General features: G+C 60.9%; 15 protein-coding genes. 10 read left to right on the forward strand and 5 right to left on the reverse strand.

The features are described 5' to 3' along the window. Window positions 1-120: 120 nt before the first annotated feature. Together uvrA and AWB69_RS29370 are read left to right on the forward strand one after the other, a co-directional pair. A complete protein-coding gene (gene uvrA, locus AWB69_RS29365; protein WP_062090339.1) occupies window positions 121-2,994 on the forward strand; it encodes an excinuclease ABC subunit UvrA in 2,874 nt (957 codons plus the stop codon). Window positions 2,995-3,085: 91 nt separating this feature from the next. Continuing rightward, window positions 3,086-4,159, forward strand: coding sequence for an AI-2E family transporter (locus tag AWB69_RS29370; protein WP_062090340.1), 1,074 nt, complete (start codon window positions 3,086-3,088; stop codon window positions 4,157-4,159). Window positions 4,160-4,266: 107 nt separating this feature from the next. Here the strand turns inward: AWB69_RS29370 and purU are convergent, their stop codons facing one another. From purU to AWB69_RS29395, 5 genes are all read right to left on the reverse strand, one after another. After that, the gene (gene purU, locus AWB69_RS29375) at window positions 4,267-5,136 is read right to left on the reverse strand and encodes a formyltetrahydrofolate deformylase (RefSeq protein ID WP_062090341.1); all 870 of its coding nucleotides are present in this window, start codon (window positions 5,134-5,136) and stop codon (window positions 4,267-4,269) included. A 57-nt stretch (window positions 5,137-5,193) separates the two neighbouring features. Beyond that, window positions 5,194-6,039 carry an NUDIX hydrolase gene (locus AWB69_RS29380; protein WP_062090342.1) on the reverse strand — a complete coding sequence of 282 codons (846 nt, stop codon included), beginning with the start codon at window positions 6,037-6,039 and terminating at the stop codon, window positions 5,194-5,196. 77 nt (window positions 6,040-6,116) lie between these two features. Beyond that, window positions 6,117-6,731 (reverse strand): LysE family translocator, encoded by a 615-nt coding sequence (locus tag AWB69_RS29385; RefSeq protein WP_062090343.1) that lies wholly within the window; start codon window positions 6,729-6,731, stop codon window positions 6,117-6,119. A 20-nt stretch (window positions 6,732-6,751) separates the two neighbouring features. Beyond that, window positions 6,752-7,318, reverse strand: coding sequence for an adenine phosphoribosyltransferase (locus AWB69_RS29390; RefSeq protein WP_062090344.1), 567 nt, complete (start codon window positions 7,316-7,318; stop codon window positions 6,752-6,754). 22 nt (window positions 7,319-7,340) lie between these two features. Further along, window positions 7,341-9,341 carry a monovalent cation:proton antiporter family protein gene (locus AWB69_RS29395; protein WP_062090345.1) on the reverse strand — a complete coding sequence of 667 codons (2,001 nt, stop codon included), beginning with the start codon at window positions 9,339-9,341 and terminating at the stop codon, window positions 7,341-7,343. Window positions 9,342-9,521: 180 nt separating this feature from the next. Between AWB69_RS29395 and kdsD the strand changes: the two genes are divergently transcribed. The 8 genes from kdsD to AWB69_RS29435 all read left to right on the forward strand — a co-directional run bounded on the left by kdsD (window position 9,522) and on the right by AWB69_RS29435 (window position 16,237). Next, window positions 9,522-10,505 (forward strand): arabinose 5-phosphate isomerase KdsD, encoded by a 984-nt coding sequence (gene kdsD, locus AWB69_RS29400; RefSeq protein ID WP_062090346.1) that lies wholly within the window; start codon window positions 9,522-9,524, stop codon window positions 10,503-10,505. After that, a complete protein-coding gene (locus tag AWB69_RS29405; RefSeq protein WP_062090347.1) occupies window positions 10,505-11,053 on the forward strand; it encodes a KdsC family phosphatase in 549 nt (182 codons plus the stop codon). The genes kdsD and AWB69_RS29405 overlap by 1 nt, the downstream gene beginning before the upstream one ends. A gap of 5 nt (window positions 11,054-11,058) precedes the next feature. Continuing rightward, complete coding sequence (lptC, locus tag AWB69_RS29410) at window positions 11,059-11,658, forward strand: LPS export ABC transporter periplasmic protein LptC (protein WP_062090348.1); 600 nt, start codon at window positions 11,059-11,061, stop codon at window positions 11,656-11,658. Between the two features lie 48 nt (window positions 11,659-11,706). Next, complete coding sequence (lptA, locus tag AWB69_RS29415; RefSeq protein ID WP_062090349.1) at window positions 11,707-12,405, forward strand: lipopolysaccharide transport periplasmic protein LptA; 699 nt, start codon at window positions 11,707-11,709, stop codon at window positions 12,403-12,405. An 11-nt stretch (window positions 12,406-12,416) separates the two neighbouring features. Further along, window positions 12,417-13,184, forward strand: coding sequence for an LPS export ABC transporter ATP-binding protein (lptB, locus tag AWB69_RS29420; RefSeq protein ID WP_062090368.1), 768 nt, complete (start codon window positions 12,417-12,419; stop codon window positions 13,182-13,184). A 165-nt stretch (window positions 13,185-13,349) separates the two neighbouring features. After that, on the forward strand, window positions 13,350-14,873 hold the full coding sequence (locus AWB69_RS29425) for an RNA polymerase factor sigma-54 (RefSeq protein WP_062090350.1): 1,524 nt from the start codon (window positions 13,350-13,352) through the stop codon (window positions 14,871-14,873). Between the two features lie 173 nt (window positions 14,874-15,046). Beyond that, on the forward strand, window positions 15,047-15,406 hold the full coding sequence (hpf, locus tag AWB69_RS29430) for a ribosome hibernation-promoting factor, HPF/YfiA family (protein WP_031357598.1): 360 nt from the start codon (window positions 15,047-15,049) through the stop codon (window positions 15,404-15,406). A 339-nt stretch (window positions 15,407-15,745) separates the two neighbouring features. Then, window positions 15,746-16,237, forward strand: coding sequence for a PTS sugar transporter subunit IIA (locus AWB69_RS29435; RefSeq protein ID WP_075644011.1), 492 nt, complete (start codon window positions 15,746-15,748; stop codon window positions 16,235-16,237). The last annotated feature ends 139 nt before the right edge of the window (window positions 16,238-16,376 follow it).

Consider the following 16,376-nt stretch of genomic DNA (forward strand, 5'->3'; position numbering starts at 1 on the left):
ATCCGCCAGCACCCTTCGCAACCCCGCTGCACGCTTGATTGACGCCGATGAGCGCGGGCAACGCGCCCTCGAAAAGTCGTTATAGTAGCAGGTTTAGCCCCCTTACTTTCCGCCCGGTTCATGGAAGAAATTCGTATTCGTGGGGCTCGCACCCACAACCTTAAGAACATCAGTCTCGACTTGCCGCGTCACAAGCTGATCGTGATTACGGGCTTGTCGGGTTCGGGGAAATCGTCGCTCGCGTTCGACACGCTCTACGCCGAAGGCCAGCGCCGCTACGTCGAAAGTCTGTCCGCCTACGCGCGTCAATTCCTGCAGTTGATGGAGAAACCGGACGTCGACCTGATCGAAGGATTGTCGCCGGCAATTTCCATCGAGCAGAAAGCGACTTCGCACAATCCGCGCTCCACTGTCGGCACCGTCACCGAGATTCACGACTACCTGCGCCTGCTGTTTGCCCGCGTCGGTACGCCGCACTGCCCGGACCACCACATTCCGCTCGAAGCGCAAAGCGTGTCGCAAATGGTCGACGCCGCGCTCGCCATGCCCGAGGAAACAAAGCTGATGATCCTCGCGCCCGTGGTGGCGGATCGCAAGGGCGAGCATCTCGAATTGTTCGAAGCCATGCAGGCGCAGGGTTTCATCCGGTTTCGCGTGCGTTCGGGCGGGGGCACGGCGAACGAAGGTGTCGCGAAAATCTACGAAATCGAGTCGCTGCCCAAGCTGAAGAAGAACGACAAACACACTATCGATGTCGTTATCGACCGGTTGAAAGTGCGGCCGGACATGAAGCAGCGGCTGGCGGAATCGTTCGAAACAGCGCTGCGTCTCGCCGATGGCCGCGCGATCGCGCTCGAAATGGATTCCGAGAAAGAGCATCTGTACAGCTCGAAATTCGCCTGCCCGATCTGCTCCTACTCGCTGCAGGAACTCGAGCCGCGCCTGTTCTCGTTCAACAATCCCATGGGCGCGTGCCCCGAATGCGACGGCCTGGGCCAGATCACGTTCTTCGACCCGAAGCGGGTAGTCGCGCATCCGTCGCTGTCGCTCGCGGCGGGCGCGGTGAAAGGATGGGACCGGCGCAACCAGTTTTATTTCCAGATGCTGCAAAGCCTGGCGTCGTTCTACGAATTCGATATCGACGGCGCCTTCGAGGATCTGCCCGAAAAGGTCCGCAAGATCCTGCTGTTCGGATCCGGCAAAGAGGTCATTCCGTTCTCGTACATTAACGAGCGCGGCCGCACGACGGTCCGCGAGCACGTGTTCGAAGGGATCATTCCGAGTCTGGAACGCCGCTACAAGGAAACGGATTCGGCGGCGGTCCGCGAGGAACTGGCGAAGTACCAGAACAACCAGGCGTGCCCGGTATGCGAAGGCACGCGGCTGCGAACCGAAGCGCGCAACGTCAAGCTCGGCACGGGCGAGAACGCGCGAGCCATTTACGAAGTGAGCGGCTGGCCGCTGCGCGAGACGCTCGGTTACTTTCATACGCTGCGCCTGGACGGCGCGAAGGGCGAGATCGCCGATCGGGTCATCAAGGAAATCGTCGCGCGGCTCACGTTCCTGAACAACGTCGGGCTGGATTATCTGTCGCTGGAACGCAGCGCCGAGACGCTCTCCGGCGGCGAGGCGCAGCGTATCCGGCTGGCATCGCAGATTGGTTCGGGCCTGACGGGCGTGATGTACGTGCTCGACGAACCGTCTATCGGCTTGCATCAGCGCGACAACGACCGGCTCATTGCCACGCTCAAGCACTTACGCGACATCGGCAATTCGGTGATCGTGGTCGAACACGACGAAGACATGATCCGCATGGCCGACTACGTGGTCGACATGGGGCCGGGCGCAGGCGTGCACGGCGGCGAGATTGTTTCGCAAGGTACGGCGAAGCACGTCGAGAACGACCCGAATTCAATGACCGGACAGTATTTGTCGGGCAAACGGAGCATCAGCTACTCGACCGACCGCACGCCGCCGGACGAACGGCGGCTGCGAATCATCGAGGCCTACGGCAACAACCTGAAGCACGTCTCGCTCGATCTGCCGGTCGGATTGCTGACTTGCGTGACGGGCGTATCCGGCTCGGGCAAGTCCACGCTCATCAACGACACGCTATACCACGCCGTCTCCCAGCATCTGTACGGTTCGTCCGCCGAACCCGCGCCTTACGAGGCAATTGAAGGGCTGGAACACTTCGACAAGGTGATCAACGTCGATCAATCGCCGATCGGCCGCACGCCGCGCTCGAATCCGGCGACCTACACCGGCCTCTTTACGCCGATCCGCGAGTTGTTCGCGGGCGTGCCGGCGTCGAAGGAACGGGGCTACGATCCCGGCCGCTTCTCGTTCAACGTCAAGGGCGGGCGCTGCGAAGCGTGCCAGGGCGACGGCGTGCTCAAGGTAGAAATGCACTTTTTGCCTGACGTCTACGTGCCGTGCGACGTCTGTCACGGCAAGCGCTACAACCGCGAGACGCTCGACGTCCAGTACAAGGGCAAGAACATCCACGAAGTGCTCGACCTCACGGTGGAGGTGGCGTACGAATTCTTCAAACCCGTGCCTATTGTGGCGCGCAAGCTGAAAACCTTGCTCGACGTGGGTCTCGGGTATATCCGGCTCGGCCAGTCGGCGACCACGCTGTCGGGCGGCGAGGCGCAGCGCGTCAAGCTTTCGCTGGAACTGAGCAAGCGCGATACGGGTCGGACTCTGTACATTCTCGACGAACCGACCACCGGCCTGCACTTCCACGACATCGCGCTGCTGCTCGAAGTGATTCACCGGCTGCGAGATCAAGGTAATACTGTCGTAATCATCGAGCATAATCTGGATGTAATAAAAACCGCGGACTGGGTCATCGACCTCGGTCCGGAAGGCGGCGCCGGCGGCGGCCAGATCATCGCGCAGGGGACACCGGAGCACGTCGCACAATCGAAGGCCAGTTTTACCGGCCGGTATCTTGCGCCTTTACTGCAGAGGCCGAGATCGGCCGCATGACAGATGATTCGCCCGCACCGCGTCCATGCGCCGCGCGCCGTCCAGGCTGCGGCCATCCACAACCCGTTAGCGGCAGGAGACTGAAGGATTCATGGCAAAGCGCAACGAAGCGGCCGAAGAGAGGCCCGCTGTCCGGCCCGTGCGGCTGACGAGTGACATGAGCATGCCGAAGTTGTCGGCTGTGGAGATTGGCAGCTATATCGCCGCGTTTGCCGGCCTGTTCCTCGTGCTGCATTTGCAGTTGCTCGGCGCGCTCCTGGCGGGAATGCTCGTGTACCAGCTCGTGCACGCCATCGCGCCCCTGATTGAAAAAACCATGACGAGCGGGCGGGCGCGCTGGGTCGCGGTCGTGATTGTGGCGGCGGTGATCGTGGGGGGGCTGGCGGGCACGACGATCTTTCTCATCGATCATTTTCAGCGTGATGTTCCGAGCGTCCAGAAACTTCTCGATCAGTTGATGATGCTCACCTCGCACGCCCGCTTGCAGGTGCCCGAGTGGATCGCGGACTACCTTCCTGTCGATGCAGAGCAGATGAAGGACAAGGCAACCGAGCTGATGCAAAAGCACGCCGCCATGTTGCAGCAGGGCGGGAAAGACGCGGCGCGCGGTTTCGGACATGTGCTGATCGGCATGATCGTGGGCGCGATTATCGCGGTGGGGGTGCCGCGGACAACGCATCGGCTGCCGCTTTCTACTGCCCTCGTGATGCGCGTGACGCGTTTCTCAGAGGCGTTTCGCCGGATCGTTTTCGCACAGGTCAAGATTTCCGCGATCAACGCCACGTTCACGGCGTTGTATTTGCTCGTCGCGCTGCCGGTGTTTCATGAGCAATTGCCGCTGTCGAAGACGCTGGTGATGGTGACGTTTATCGTCGGGCTGTTGCCGGTGATCGGGAACCTGATTTCGAACGCGATCATTGTGGGGATTTCGTTGTCGGTGTCGTTCGGGACAGCGGTGGCTTCGCTGGCCTTCCTGATCATCATTCACAAACTCGAATACTTCTTGAATGCGCGGATCATTGGTGGCCAGATCGAGGCCCGCGCCTGGGAATTGCTGCTGGCCATGCTCGCGATGGAAGCCGCTTTCGGACTGCCCGGCGTAATTGCCGCGCCGATTTTTTATGCTTATCTCAAGCGCGAGCTGGTGTATTTGCGGCTGGTTTGACAGTCGGATTTTTGCTCGCGCCAGTGGAGGGGATTGTTTGGCGGCGGTGCCGGGACTAGCCCGGAACCACCCGCAACGCAGTGCCCTTCAACAAGCGCGAACGCCCCCTACTTGAATACCACCGTCTTGCTCCCGTTCAGCACGACCCGGTGCTCCACGTGCCACCGCACCGCGCGCGCGAGCGTCACGCATTCCACGTCACGTCCAATTGCCGTCAACTGATCCGGCGCCATGCTGTGGTCCACGCGCTCCACTTCCTGCTCGATGATCGGCCCTTCATCAAGGTCCGTCGTCACGTAATGCGCAGTAGCGCCAATCAACTTAACGCCGCGATCGAACGCCTGGTAATAAGGCTTGGCGCCCTTGAAGCTCGGCAGGAACGAGTGGTGAATGTTGATGGCCCGGCCATTGAGCGCTGCGCACATCTCCGGCGACAAAATCTGCATATAACGCGCGAGCACGACGAGATCGACCTTGTGCTGATCGACGATTTCCAGCACCCGCGCTTCCTGCGAAGCCTTCCCTTCGAGCGTGGACGCGATCAACGGCAGATGATGAAACGGCACGTCATAACTGGCGGCGAGCTGATAAAAATCCCGATGATTCGAAACAATCGCCGGAATCTCGATCCCGAGCTGGCCGGTGCGATATCGGAACAGCAGGTCGTTCAGGCAATGCCCGATCTTCGACACCATGATCATCACGCGCGGTTTCACCGACGCATCGTGCAGCTCCCACTTCATGCCGAATTCATCGGCGAGCGTACTGAACGATGTGCGCAGCGCGGCGAGACCGGGGTCGCCACCGACCTGCTGGAAGTGCACGCGCATGAAAAATTCGCCGGTGTGACTATCGCCGAATTGCGCGGAATCGAGAATATTGCTGCCGAGATCGAACAGGAATCCAGACACGGCATGCACAATGCCGGGACGATCCGGACACGACAACTTCAAGATAAAACTATGTTCGGTCGACATGAACCGATACTCCTCTGAGATGTTTCAAAGCACGTCCAACGCGTGTTCACAGCGTGTTCAAACCGCGGGTGGTAAGTAAATCGCCGGCATGCCCTCGCACGCTTCTTCGTCTATCCAGTTGCGGCGCAGCAGGCAATCCAGGGTGGCCAGACTGGCATCGACCGTCATTGCGCCTTCTTCAATCCATCGCGCGACTTCATCAATGCGCGCAAGCCGGTGTTCGCCCACTTCGCCATCCTGATTGCGCGGCGCGAAATCGGCGGGCAAGGCCATGTCGAAAACGTAAATCAGCTCTGCCTGAGTGCCTTCGGGTAAAGATTGCAGCACGTAGAATTCGCGCCCGCGCACGGCCTTGGCGGCAAGCTGCGGCTGCATGCCCGCTTCTTCCCAGCACTCCTTCACGAGCGTTTCCTCGATCCCCATTCCCCAGCCGATACCGCCGGCCACCACGTTATCGAGCATGCCGGGATCGGTCGCTTTTGTTTCGCTGCGCCTGGCGATCCAGAGTTCGGGCGCGCGGCCCGGCTCTTCAACAATGCCGTTCAGATGGACGGCGTACGTCATTGTGCCGAAGAATCGCGATGCGGCTCGCTCGATGAACGCAAGCGGCTCGGCGTCGAAGGCATTGCGGATTGCGTAGGTTTCGTTGCGCCAGCCGGGAATGCGGCCGTCAGCGGCCAGCATGCCGATGACTGCGCCAAGCGCGGCGCTGCGTGCGTTGAGATCGGAGAAGGTATTGGCGAGGCGGATCGACGTTTGATCGATATGAAACACGTCCGGCCATGAGTGCAGCGCGGGCACGTCGATGCGGCGAATCCAGCCGACCCGTTCACGGTCGATATAAAACGGCAGGTGCGCCGAAGCATCGAAACGACGCGCGGCGACGATGGCAGGCAAGCTCATGAGGGGCTCCGGCGACGACGGAAAGCCGGAAATTGTACAGGGGGTTTCGTTCGCAGCAGGTATGAACGAAAGCGCCTTTAATCCTTCAGCGCCACACGAATTCCCAGCCCGATGAACGTCGCCCCGGCCAGCCGGTCAAGCCACACCCCCACCTTCGGACTCCGCTTCAGATAAGCCCCGATCATTCCGGCGGCGACGCCAAAAACCGAAAACACCAGCACCGTCTGCAACATGAACACGCCGCCGAGTTCAAACATCTGCAACATGACGCTCTGCGCGCCATTCGGATTGACGAACTGCGGCAGGAACACGATAAAAAACAGCGTCACTTTCGGATTCAGCAAATTGCCGATCACGCTTTGCCGGAACACCACGGCCAACGGCTGGCTGGGCCGCTCATGCGCAGTCGACAAACCCTTGCTACGAATCGCCTTGATGCCAATCCAGACCAGATAAGCCGCGCCGGCCAGCTTGACCGCTTCAAAGGCCATTGGGGAAGACTTGAGCAACGCCGCCACTCCAAGCGCGGCGAGCGTCGTGTGAAACGAAATGCCAGCGGCAAATCCGAGCGCCGCCACCAGCCCGGCCGCACGCCCCTGAGAAATACCCCGTGCAAGCACCTGGAGATTGTCCGGACCGGGCGCCGCGGTGATAGCAATGGAAGCCGCGAGAAACAAAAGAAAATTAGGCATGGGCAGATGATTCGGAGAATTTAGTGGCCGCTGAACTCGCAAACCGTATAAAGCGGCAAACCCGCTTCGCGCAGAAGTTTCGAGCCGCCGAGCTCCGGCAAATCGATAATCGCCGCCCCCTCGACTACCACCGCGCCGAGCCGTTCGAGCAACATCTTGCCGGCCATCATCGTACCGCCGGTCGCAATCAGGTCGTCAACGAGCACCACCCGCTCGCCCGGCTTGCAGGCGTCCTCGTGAATTTCGACGGTTGCGCTGCCGTATTCAAGTTCATAGGACTGCGAGAACGTCCTGAACGGCAACTTGCCCTTCTTGCGGATAGGCACGAAACCCAGGCTCAATTCGTAAGCCAGGATCGGCCCGATGATAAAACCACGCGCATCAAGCCCGGCAATCGTATCGATCCGCGCATCTATATAGCGCTGCACCAGCAGATCAATCAGCGTACGCAGCGCACGCCGATCCTGCAAAACCGGCGTGATATCGCGGAACTGCACACCGGGCTGCGGCCAGTCCGGCACAGTGCGAATCCGCTCCCGGATAAAACTGGCAGGATTGGGCACCGAGTGCACTGGGAACTCAGACATGATTGATGTCTCCTGGAAAACGTCAGGCTACCGCGCCCGCACGGCGATTGCGCGACAGCCGCTCTTCCGCCTGCTGCAACGCTTCGGGCAAACCGCGCAGCACCACGATGTCGCTCGCACGCAGCTTGGTGTCGGGATCGGGCTCCACGCCACGAATTCCATGCCGGCGGATTGCGGTCACTTCCACGCCGTCGCCCACCAGCCCAAGCTCGTCGAGCGTACGGCCGACTGCGTCGGCGTTTTCATCGACGGGAACTGATTGTAGCCGGACCTGCTCGCGCCGCTCGTCGTCGTCCTCATCCGCGCCATGAAAATACCCCCGAAGCATGCTGTAACGCTCGTCGCGCATTTCCTCCACGCGCCGGACCACACGCCGCATCGGCACGCCCATCAGCACCAGCGTATGCGACGCCAGCATCAAACTGCCCTCCACGATCTCCGGAATCACTTCCGTCGCGCCGGATGCAATCAGCTTTTCCAGATCGGCGTCGTCGACAGTACGCACGATAGTGGGCAACGTGGGTTCGAGTTCGTGGATGCTGTGCAGCACGCGCAACGCGGAAGGCGTGTTCGCGAAGGTGATCGCAATGGTGGCCGCGCGATGTATGCCGGCCGCAACCAGCGCCTCGCGCCGCCCGGCATCGCCGTACACCACGCTTTCGCCCGCCGCCGCCGCCGCTGAAACCCGATCCGGGTCCAGGTCGAGCGCGACGTACGACAACCCTTCATGCTCGAGCATCCGCGCCAGGTTCTGCCCTGCACGGCCGTAGCCGCAAATGATCACGTGGCCGCTCTGCTTGATGCTTTGCGTCGCAATACGGGTCATCTGCAACGACTGCCGCAACCATTCCGTGGATGACAGCCGCAGCACGATCCGGTCGGCGTTCTGGATGATGAACGGCGCGGCCAGCATGGAAAGCAGCATGGACGAAAGGATGGCTTGCAACAGCACCGGCTCGACCAGGTGCTTGTCGAGAATCAGGTTCAGCAGCACGAAACCGAATTCACCTGCCTGGGCAAGGTTGAGGCCGGTGCGCATCGCCACGCCCGGCGGCGAACCGAACAGCCGCGCGAGGCCGGTGATCATCACGGCTTTCAGCAGGATCGGCAGGAAGAAAAACGACGCCACGAGAAACGGATGTTCCCAGAGCACATGCGGATTGAGCAGCATGCCCGTGGTCACGAAAAACAGGCCGAGCAGTACATCGCGGAACGGCTTGATGTCCTCTTCCACCTGATGCCGGTAAGGCGTTTCCGCGATCAGCATGCCCGCGATAAATGCGCCGAGCGCGAGCGAAAGGCCGAATTTATCGGTGATGAACGCCGCGCCGAGGGTGACCAGCAGCAGGTTCAGCATGAACAGTTCTTGCGAGCGCCGGCGCGCGACAATGTTGAACCAGCGCGTCATGAACTTCTGGCCGATGAACAGCAGCACCGTCAACGCCACCACGATCTTGACCGCTGCGAGCACAAGCCAGAACGCCAGCTCCTTCGAATTGCCGTTGCCGAACGCGGCGATGATGATCAGCAGCGGCACCACCGCCAGGTCCTGGAACAGCAGCACGCCGAAGATATTCCGGCCATGCTCGGACTCCAGTTCGAGCCGCTCAGCCAGCATTTTTGAAACGATGGCGGTAGAAGACATCGACAACGCGCCGCCCAGCGCGATGCTCGCTTCCCACGACATGTCTGTCCAGAAGTTCGCGATCCACCCGAACAGCAGCGCGATCGCAATCGTCCCGGCCACCTGGCTGGCGCCGAGGCCGAACACAATCCGTCGCATCGAGCGCAATTTCGATAACGAAAACTCCAGCCCGATCGAAAACATCAGGAACACAACGCCGAATTCGGCCAGATGCTGCGCGCGGTCGCTATCCGGCGCGATGCCCGCAGCGTGCGGTCCGACGATGATCCCTACCGCCAGGTAGCCCAACATGGGCGGCAGGTTGAAAAAGCGGAATACGACGACCCCTGCCACTGAACACAGCAGCAACAGCAACGTCATTTCAAGCGGGGAAGTCATCCGTCTAGCGTCCTCGTTTGTCGGCGGATGGCGGCTCGACGAGCGCATCCGGATCTTGTGTTTTTTAACGCGTGCAGGCGATGCACGCAACAAAACACACGGCCTTTCGGGGGCGGATGAGCGGCTGAAAGCCGCCCCGTGTCCGGCGCGGCGCAAAGATGCCTTTGTTATACTTCGCGCATGATAGCGAAAATCAATGGCGACCGGGCACTCGCGCTGGCTCGCACCGTGCTCGAAATTGAAGCCGACGCTGTGCGCGGCCTGTCCGCGCAACTCGACGACAACTTCACCGGCGCCGTCGAATTCCTGCTCGGATGCAAGGGCCGCGTGGTGGTATCGGGTATTGGCAAATCCGGGCATATCGCCCGCAAATTCGCGGCTACGCTCGCGAGCACCGGCACGCCCGGCTTCTTCGTTCACCCGGCCGAAGCGAGCCACGGCGACCTCGGCATGGTGACCGCGGACGATGTGTTCATTGCCCTGTCGAACTCGGGCGAAACCTCGGAACTCATTGCCATTCTGCCCATCATCAAGCGGCTCGGGGCAAAATTGATCGCCATCACCGGACGGCCTGAATCAAGCCTCGCGAAACTGGCCGACGTGCACCTGAATGCGCACGTCGACAAAGAAGCCTGCCCGATGAATCTCTCGCCAACAGCCAGTACAACTGCCGTGCTCGCATTGAGCGACGCGCTCGCGGTCGCCGTGCTCGATGCCCGCGGTTTCGGCCCCGACGACTTCGCGCGCTCGCATCCGGGCGGCGCGCTCGGGCGGCGCCTGCTCACTTACGTGCGCGACGTGATGCGCGTAGGGCCGGAAATACCGGAAGTGCCGCTTGACGCCACCGTCTCCGACGCCCTCTTCCAGATCACCGCCAAGCGCATGGGCATGACGGCCGTGGTCAACGAAAAGCGTCATGTGGAAGGCATCTTCACCGACGGCGACCTGCGCCGGATCCTTCAGCGCGACGGCGATTTCCGCGCGCTGCCGCTGATCGACGTCATGACGCGTAATCCGCGTACGATCGGTCCGGACCATCTCGCGGTGGAAGCAGTGGAACTGATGGAGCGTTATCGCATCAACCAGATGCTGGTCGTCGATGAAAACGCGATCCTGATCGGCGCCCTGAACATGCACGACCTCTTTTCCAAGAAGGTAATCTGATGTCGAACAAGCCTGTCACGCCGGACGGCGCAAACGACCGCGCGAGCCGCGTCAAGCTGATGATTTTCGACATCGACGGCGTGTTCACCGACGGCAGCCTGTTTTTCACCGCCGACGGCGACGCCATGAAGTCCTTCAATTCACTCGACGGCCACGGCGTGAAGATGCTGCAAGCGGCGGGCGTGCAGACGGCGATCATCACCGGGCGCAACTCCGGCATTGTCGCGGCACGGGCACGTGAGTTGGGCATTACGCACCTGCACCAGGGCGTCGCCGACAAAACCGTCGCGCTGGCCCAGTTGCTGCAAACCACGGGTATCGCGGCAACCGAATGCGGTTACATGGGCGACGACTGGCCCGATCTCGCCGTGATGCGGCTGTGCGGTTTCGCGGCGGCGCCCGCCAACGCGCATGAGGAAGTGCTGAACCGCGTGCATTTCGCTACCGCCAAACGCGGCGGTGAAGGCGCGGTGCGCGAGGTGTGCGACGTCATCCTGCGCGCCCAGAATCGCTACGACGGCCTGCTTGCCGCGGCTATCGGAGCCTGAATCCCATGCAACGACCTACCAAATTGACCTCAGCGCTGCCCGTGGTCGCGGTGGCCATGCTCGCGGGCGTCACCTACTGGATGCTGCAGGCTACACTGCCCAAGCCCCAGGAACCGGAGCGCCCGAAGGAACACACACCCGACTACTTCGCGACCAACTTCTCGGTCTCGGAACTCGACACCACGGGCACGACGCAATATCGCCTGACCGCGATTTCGATGGTGCATTACGAGGACGATGAAGTCAGCGACCTCACGAAACCCGCCATGCGCATGTTCCAGCCGCTGCGGCCGACCGTGACGGCCACGTCCGAGCGCGGTACCGTGAACGGCGACGTCTCGATTGTCGACCTGTACGAGAATGCCCACATTTTGCGCGTGGCCGGCTACGGCGACCCGCAGATGACCGCCGATTCGGAGCACTTTCGCATCCTTGTGAACGACGATGTCATCGAAACAGAAAAGCCGGTTAAACTTCAGCGCGGTCCGTCCGTGATGACGGGCAACGGCATGAATTACAACAACGCGACCCGGGTAATGAAGCTTTTTGGGCAGGTGCGCGGCCAGATAGCCGCCTCCGACACCCTCGGCACCTCATCCAAATAACCCCGGCAGTTCCGACGAATTGCGCTTAATCCATTCAAGTGTGACTGCATGAACAAACCGTTTCTCCGACCCGAATCCGGCCGTCTGTGCGCAGCACGCGCTGCGTTTTCGCGCCGCGCCGCACGTGTCGTGCAATTCGGGATTGCGGCAGCATGCGTGGCGTTGCCCCTGGCAGCGTTTGCGCCAGCCGCACACGCCGAACGAGCCGACAACGACAAGCCGCTGAATATTGAAGCGGACAACATGACCTATGACGACCTGAAGCAGGTCAACATCTTCACGGGCCACGTGGTAGCGACCAAAGGCACGATCATCATCAAGGCCGACCGTGTCGAGGTAACGCAGGATCCGCAGGGGTATCAGTACGCGACCGGCACGTCCGATGGCGGCAACCTCTCGTATTTCCGCCAGAAACGCGACGGCCTCGACGAATATATCGAAGGCAATGCGGTGCGGATCGACTACGACGGCAAGCAGGATCTCACCACGCTGACCACGCGTGCCGTTGTGCGCCGCCTCGTGGGCCTCACCACGATCCAGGACGAAGTGCACGGCAGCGTGATTACCTACGACGGCCAGAAAGACTTCTATACAGCGAAAGCCGGACCTGACGTCGCCGGTCCGGGCAACCCGACCGGCCGCGTGCGGGCCATGCTCGCCCCGCGCAACGGCGGCGCCGCGCCGCTGACCGGCGCACCAGCCACCCTGACGCCGTCCACCAAGATGCAAGGAACGCAGCAGCCGTGAATTCGCCCGCCATGCCTCATCGTAAGCCGGCCGGTACGAGTAGTTCGCTCACCGTCCGCAACCTGAAGAAACGCTACGGCTCGCGCACGGTCGTGAAGGACGTCTCGCTCGACGTGAAAAGCGGCGAAGTGGTCGGGCTGCTCGGGCCGAACGGCGCGGGCAAGACCACGTCGTTCTATATGATCGTCGGGCTGGTGCCGCTGGACGCGGGTGAAATTCTGCTCGACGGCACGTCCATCAGCCTGCTGCCCATTCACAAGCGCGCGCGCCTTGGGCTCTCGTATCTGCCGCAGGAAGCGTCGGTGTTCCGCAAGCTGAGCGTGGAGCAGAACATTCGCGCAGTGCTTGAACTGCAAATGGACGAGAGCGACAAGCCGCTCTCCAAACAGGCCATTACGGACCGCGCGGAAGCGTTGCTTGACGAACTTCAGATCGCGCATCTACGTGAAAACCCGGCGTTGTCGCTCTCGGGCGGCGAACGGCGGCGAGTGGAAATTGCCCGTGCGCTAGCGACCAATCCTGCGTTTATCCTGCTGGACGAACCGTTCGCCGGCGTCGACCCGATCGCCGTGCTCGAAATTCAGAAGATCGTGAAGTTCCTGAAGCAGCGCAACATTGGGGTGCTGATCACGGACCACAACGTGCGCGAGACGCTCGGCATCTGCGACCATGCTTACATCATCAGCGACGGCAGCGTGCTCGCAGCAGGCGCGCCAAGCGATATCATCGAAAATGAGAGCGTGCGGCGCGTTTATCTCGGCGAACATTTCCGCATGTGAACGCGGGGACGCAGCGTCCTGCGCCCTTGCAAAACCGTTGTGGGCGGCGTCCCACGCCGCCAGCAAATCTTACGTGCCGCCCGCGAGGCGGCACGCTTGTTTTTGGTCGATCCCCGCGAGGTGTCGCGCCCGTGGCAAACTCTCTACAATGATTAAAACCTTGCCATGAAAGCCAGCCTCCAACTTCGCCTGTCGCAGCATCTTGCGCTGACCCCACAACTGCAGCAGTCCATCCGGCTGCTGCAGTTGTCGACGCTTGAACTGCAGCAGGAAGTCGCAATGGCTGTTGCGCAAAACCCGTTGCTCGAGAACGAGGACGACTGGACCACCAGCCCGCTGCGCGTGGCGGCGGACGGCTCGCTGATCACGTCGGGGGCGTCGGTGAACGCGCCCGACCCCATGATGAGCAACGGCACGTCGTCGAGCAGCAGCACGACGACGACCGACCGCTCGGAAAACGGCGAGCCCCAGGGCGTAGACGAATACAACGGCATGAGCTCGTCGGATAACGGGCCGGATTCGAGTTCGTGGAATCTGGAAGATTACGGCCGCTCGAATAGCGGTTCCGACGACGACGACCTGCCGCCGCTGCAAATCCACGAGTCCACTACCACGCTGCGCGATCACCTGACGTCGCAACTGCGCATGACGAAGGCAAATCAGCGCGATCGTGCGCTGATCACGTTCCTGATCGAATCGCTCGATGAAGACGGCTACCTCACGTCGTCGCTCGAGGAAGTGAAGGGGGATCTGCCGGATGAACTGGAAGTCGATGTCGACGAACTGAGCGCGGCGCTGGCATTGCTGCAGAGTTTCGATCCGCCGGGAGTGGGCGGACGTTCCGCATCGGAATGTCTCAAGCTCCAGTTATTGCGGCTTGAGCCATCGCCCGTCCGCACGCTGGCGCTCGATATTGTGATGCACCATCTGGAACTGCTTGCGGCGCGCGATTTCACGCGTTTGCGAAAGCAGCTCAAAGCCTCGGACGACGCATTGCGCGACGCCCATTTGCTGATCCGTTCACTGGAACCGTTTCCCGGCGCTGCGTTTGGCAAGAGCGAAGCGGATTACGTTGTTCCCGACATCCTGGTGCGCAAGATGGCGAGCGGCTGGACCGCAGAATTGAATCCGGAAATCGTGCCGCGGCTTCGCATCAATCACCTCTACGCGAATATTTTGCGCAACAATCGCGGCGATCCGGGGAGTGGTTCGTTGCGTCAGCAGCTTCAGGAAGCGCGCTGGCTGATCAAGAATATTCAACAAAGATTCGAGACGATTCTCCGCGTTGCACAAGCCATTGTGGAGCGTCAGAAGAACTTTTTTGCGCACGGCGAAATTGCAATGCGGCCCTTGGTTTTGAGGGAGATTGCTGATACGCTGGGTTTACACGAATCCACTGTCTCACGTGTGACAACCGGTAAGTACATGCTGACCCCATTCGGGACGCTGGAATTTAAGTACTTCTTCGGATCACACGTTTCAACCGACACGGGTGGCGCGGCATCGTCAACGGCGATCCGGGCACTCATCAAGCAACTGATAGGAGCTGAAGACTCGAAATCTCCTCTTTCAGACAGCCGCATCGCAGAGTTGCTGGCAGAACAGGGATTCGTGGTGGCGCGCCGCACGGTGGCCAAATATCGCGAAGCCCTGAAGATCCCGGCAGTGAACTTGCGAAAGTCTCTGTAGCCCGCTGCATGTCGCGGCGGGCCTTTACCGGCCGCGTCGCGAAAGCGCGAGCGAGCCGGCCGATGCGATCCCGATCCGTACTGCCGTTGAACAGAATGGCCACGTATGGGCAAGCAGCGACCGGTTTGAGCAGCGTGATAGCGTCCAGGCGGCCATCAGCTTGGAGAGCAACTATGAATCTGCAGATCAGTGGACACCATCTCGAATTGACGCCTGCGTTGCGAGAATATGTGATCACCAAACTGGATAGAGTGCTACGGCACTTCGATCAGGTGATCGACGGCAGTGTGGTCCTCTCGGTCGACAATCATAGGGAAAAGGACAAGCGCCAAAAGGTCGAAATCAACCTGCATCTGAAGGGCAAGGACATTTTCATCGAGAGTTGTGACGTTGATATGTACGCGGCCATCGACCTGATGGTCGACAAGCTGGACCGGCAAGTGCTCCGCCACAAGGACAAGATCCAGGGCCATGCACACGCCACAATGAAGTACGGACACGAACCGCAGGAGAGCGAAGTTCCGGCGCCGTGAGTTCCATGAGGTAGTGCGGGCACCGTGAACTGTTAGAGGAATGAGTCGGAACGAGCCGCCTGAAAGCAGGCGGCTTTTTTTGTCACCGGCAGTTCGGGGCGGTTTTGGCCGCGACCGGGGGAGTTGGGGCAACAGCCGAGCGTTGCGTTATGCACAACAAACGTGTCGAGCGTATGGCGCGCCGCACCATCGCTGATTGCGCTGTTCTATAATGGTCCGGTCAGTAGGTTAGTACCGGGTACCGGGGTTGTTAATCGGAGTGAAGCGAGACCCAGGTCTCCCGCGCATTCCTTACCAAAATCGCCGTGAGCGTTTCGTGCAGGTTCTGCAGCCGCCACGATGAGGAGAATTCAGGCCACGCATCTGCCTGCCAACATGAATCGTTTAGCCAAATTTCTTCCCCTCGAAAATGTCGTCCTCGGACTGTCCGTCACCAGCAAGAAACGTGTATTCGAGCAAGCGGGCCTGATCTTCGAGAACCAGAACGGCATTGGCCGCAGTATCGTCACCGACAATCTTTTCGCGCGCGAGCGACTCGGCTCGACCGGTCTCGGTGAAGGCGTCGCCATTCCCCACGGACGCATCAAGGGCCTGAAGCATCCGCTCGCCGCCTTTGTGCGCCTGGCTGAGCCGATCGCTTTCGAGTCGCCGGACGGGCAGCCCGTGTCGCTGCTGATCTTTCTGCTCGTTCCCGAACAGGCCACACAACAGCACCTCGAAATCCTGTCGGAGATAGCGCAACTGCTGTCCGACCGGGACGCACGCGAACGCCTGAATACTGAAGAAAACCGTGAGACGCTGTACCAGGTGCTCACGCAATGGCAGCCCTGAGCTCTTGAGCCGGGCCTCGTGCTGGACCTGAAGCCAGACTGGGTGTGAGGACCAGGCCGAACGGCCCTCTCGCGCCAGCGGCCCTTCTAGCGCACAATCAGTCCTATTGAGCGGAGCATTGAAGAGACCCACCCCGGCT

It is taken from the genome of Caballeronia udeis (assembly GCF_001544555.2).
GTDB classification, from domain to species: domain Bacteria; phylum Pseudomonadota; class Gammaproteobacteria; order Burkholderiales; family Burkholderiaceae; genus Caballeronia; species Caballeronia udeis.

What these genes read in the sequence shown, in the direction of transcription:
- AWB69_RS29390 (WP_062090344.1), bottom strand. Translation starts at nt 7,318, where the DNA reads ATGTCTGAGTTCCCAGTGCACTCGGTGCCCAATCCTGCCAGTTTTATC.
- AWB69_RS29370 (WP_062090340.1), top strand. Translation starts at nt 3,086, where the DNA reads ATGGCAAAGCGCAACGAAGCGGCCGAAGAGAGGCCCGCTGTCCGGCCC.
- AWB69_RS29435 (WP_075644011.1), top strand. Translation starts at nt 15,746, where the DNA reads ATGAGGAGAATTCAGGCCACGCATCTGCCTGCCAACATGAATCGTTTA.
- AWB69_RS29425 (WP_062090350.1), top strand. Translation starts at nt 13,350, where the DNA reads ATGAAAGCCAGCCTCCAACTTCGCCTGTCGCAGCATCTTGCGCTGACC.
- lptA (WP_062090349.1), top strand. Translation starts at nt 11,707, where the DNA reads ATGAACAAACCGTTTCTCCGACCCGAATCCGGCCGTCTGTGCGCAGCA.
- lptC (WP_062090348.1), top strand. Translation starts at nt 11,059, where the DNA reads ATGCAACGACCTACCAAATTGACCTCAGCGCTGCCCGTGGTCGCGGTG.
- AWB69_RS29385 (WP_062090343.1), bottom strand. Translation starts at nt 6,731, where the DNA reads ATGCCTAATTTTCTTTTGTTTCTCGCGGCTTCCATTGCTATCACCGCG.
- hpf (WP_031357598.1), top strand. Translation starts at nt 15,047, where the DNA reads ATGAATCTGCAGATCAGTGGACACCATCTCGAATTGACGCCTGCGTTG.
- AWB69_RS29395 (WP_062090345.1), bottom strand. Translation starts at nt 9,341, where the DNA reads ATGACTTCCCCGCTTGAAATGACGTTGCTGTTGCTGCTGTGTTCAGTG.
- uvrA (WP_062090339.1), top strand. Translation starts at nt 121, where the DNA reads ATGGAAGAAATTCGTATTCGTGGGGCTCGCACCCACAACCTTAAGAAC.
- kdsD (WP_062090346.1), top strand. Translation starts at nt 9,522, where the DNA reads ATGATAGCGAAAATCAATGGCGACCGGGCACTCGCGCTGGCTCGCACC.
- AWB69_RS29380 (WP_062090342.1), bottom strand. Translation starts at nt 6,039, where the DNA reads ATGAGCTTGCCTGCCATCGTCGCCGCGCGTCGTTTCGATGCTTCGGCG.
- AWB69_RS29405 (WP_062090347.1), top strand. Translation starts at nt 10,505, where the DNA reads ATGTCGAACAAGCCTGTCACGCCGGACGGCGCAAACGACCGCGCGAGC.
- purU (WP_062090341.1), bottom strand. Translation starts at nt 5,136, where the DNA reads ATGTCGACCGAACATAGTTTTATCTTGAAGTTGTCGTGTCCGGATCGT.
- lptB (WP_062090368.1), top strand. Translation starts at nt 12,417, where the DNA reads ATGCCTCATCGTAAGCCGGCCGGTACGAGTAGTTCGCTCACCGTCCGC.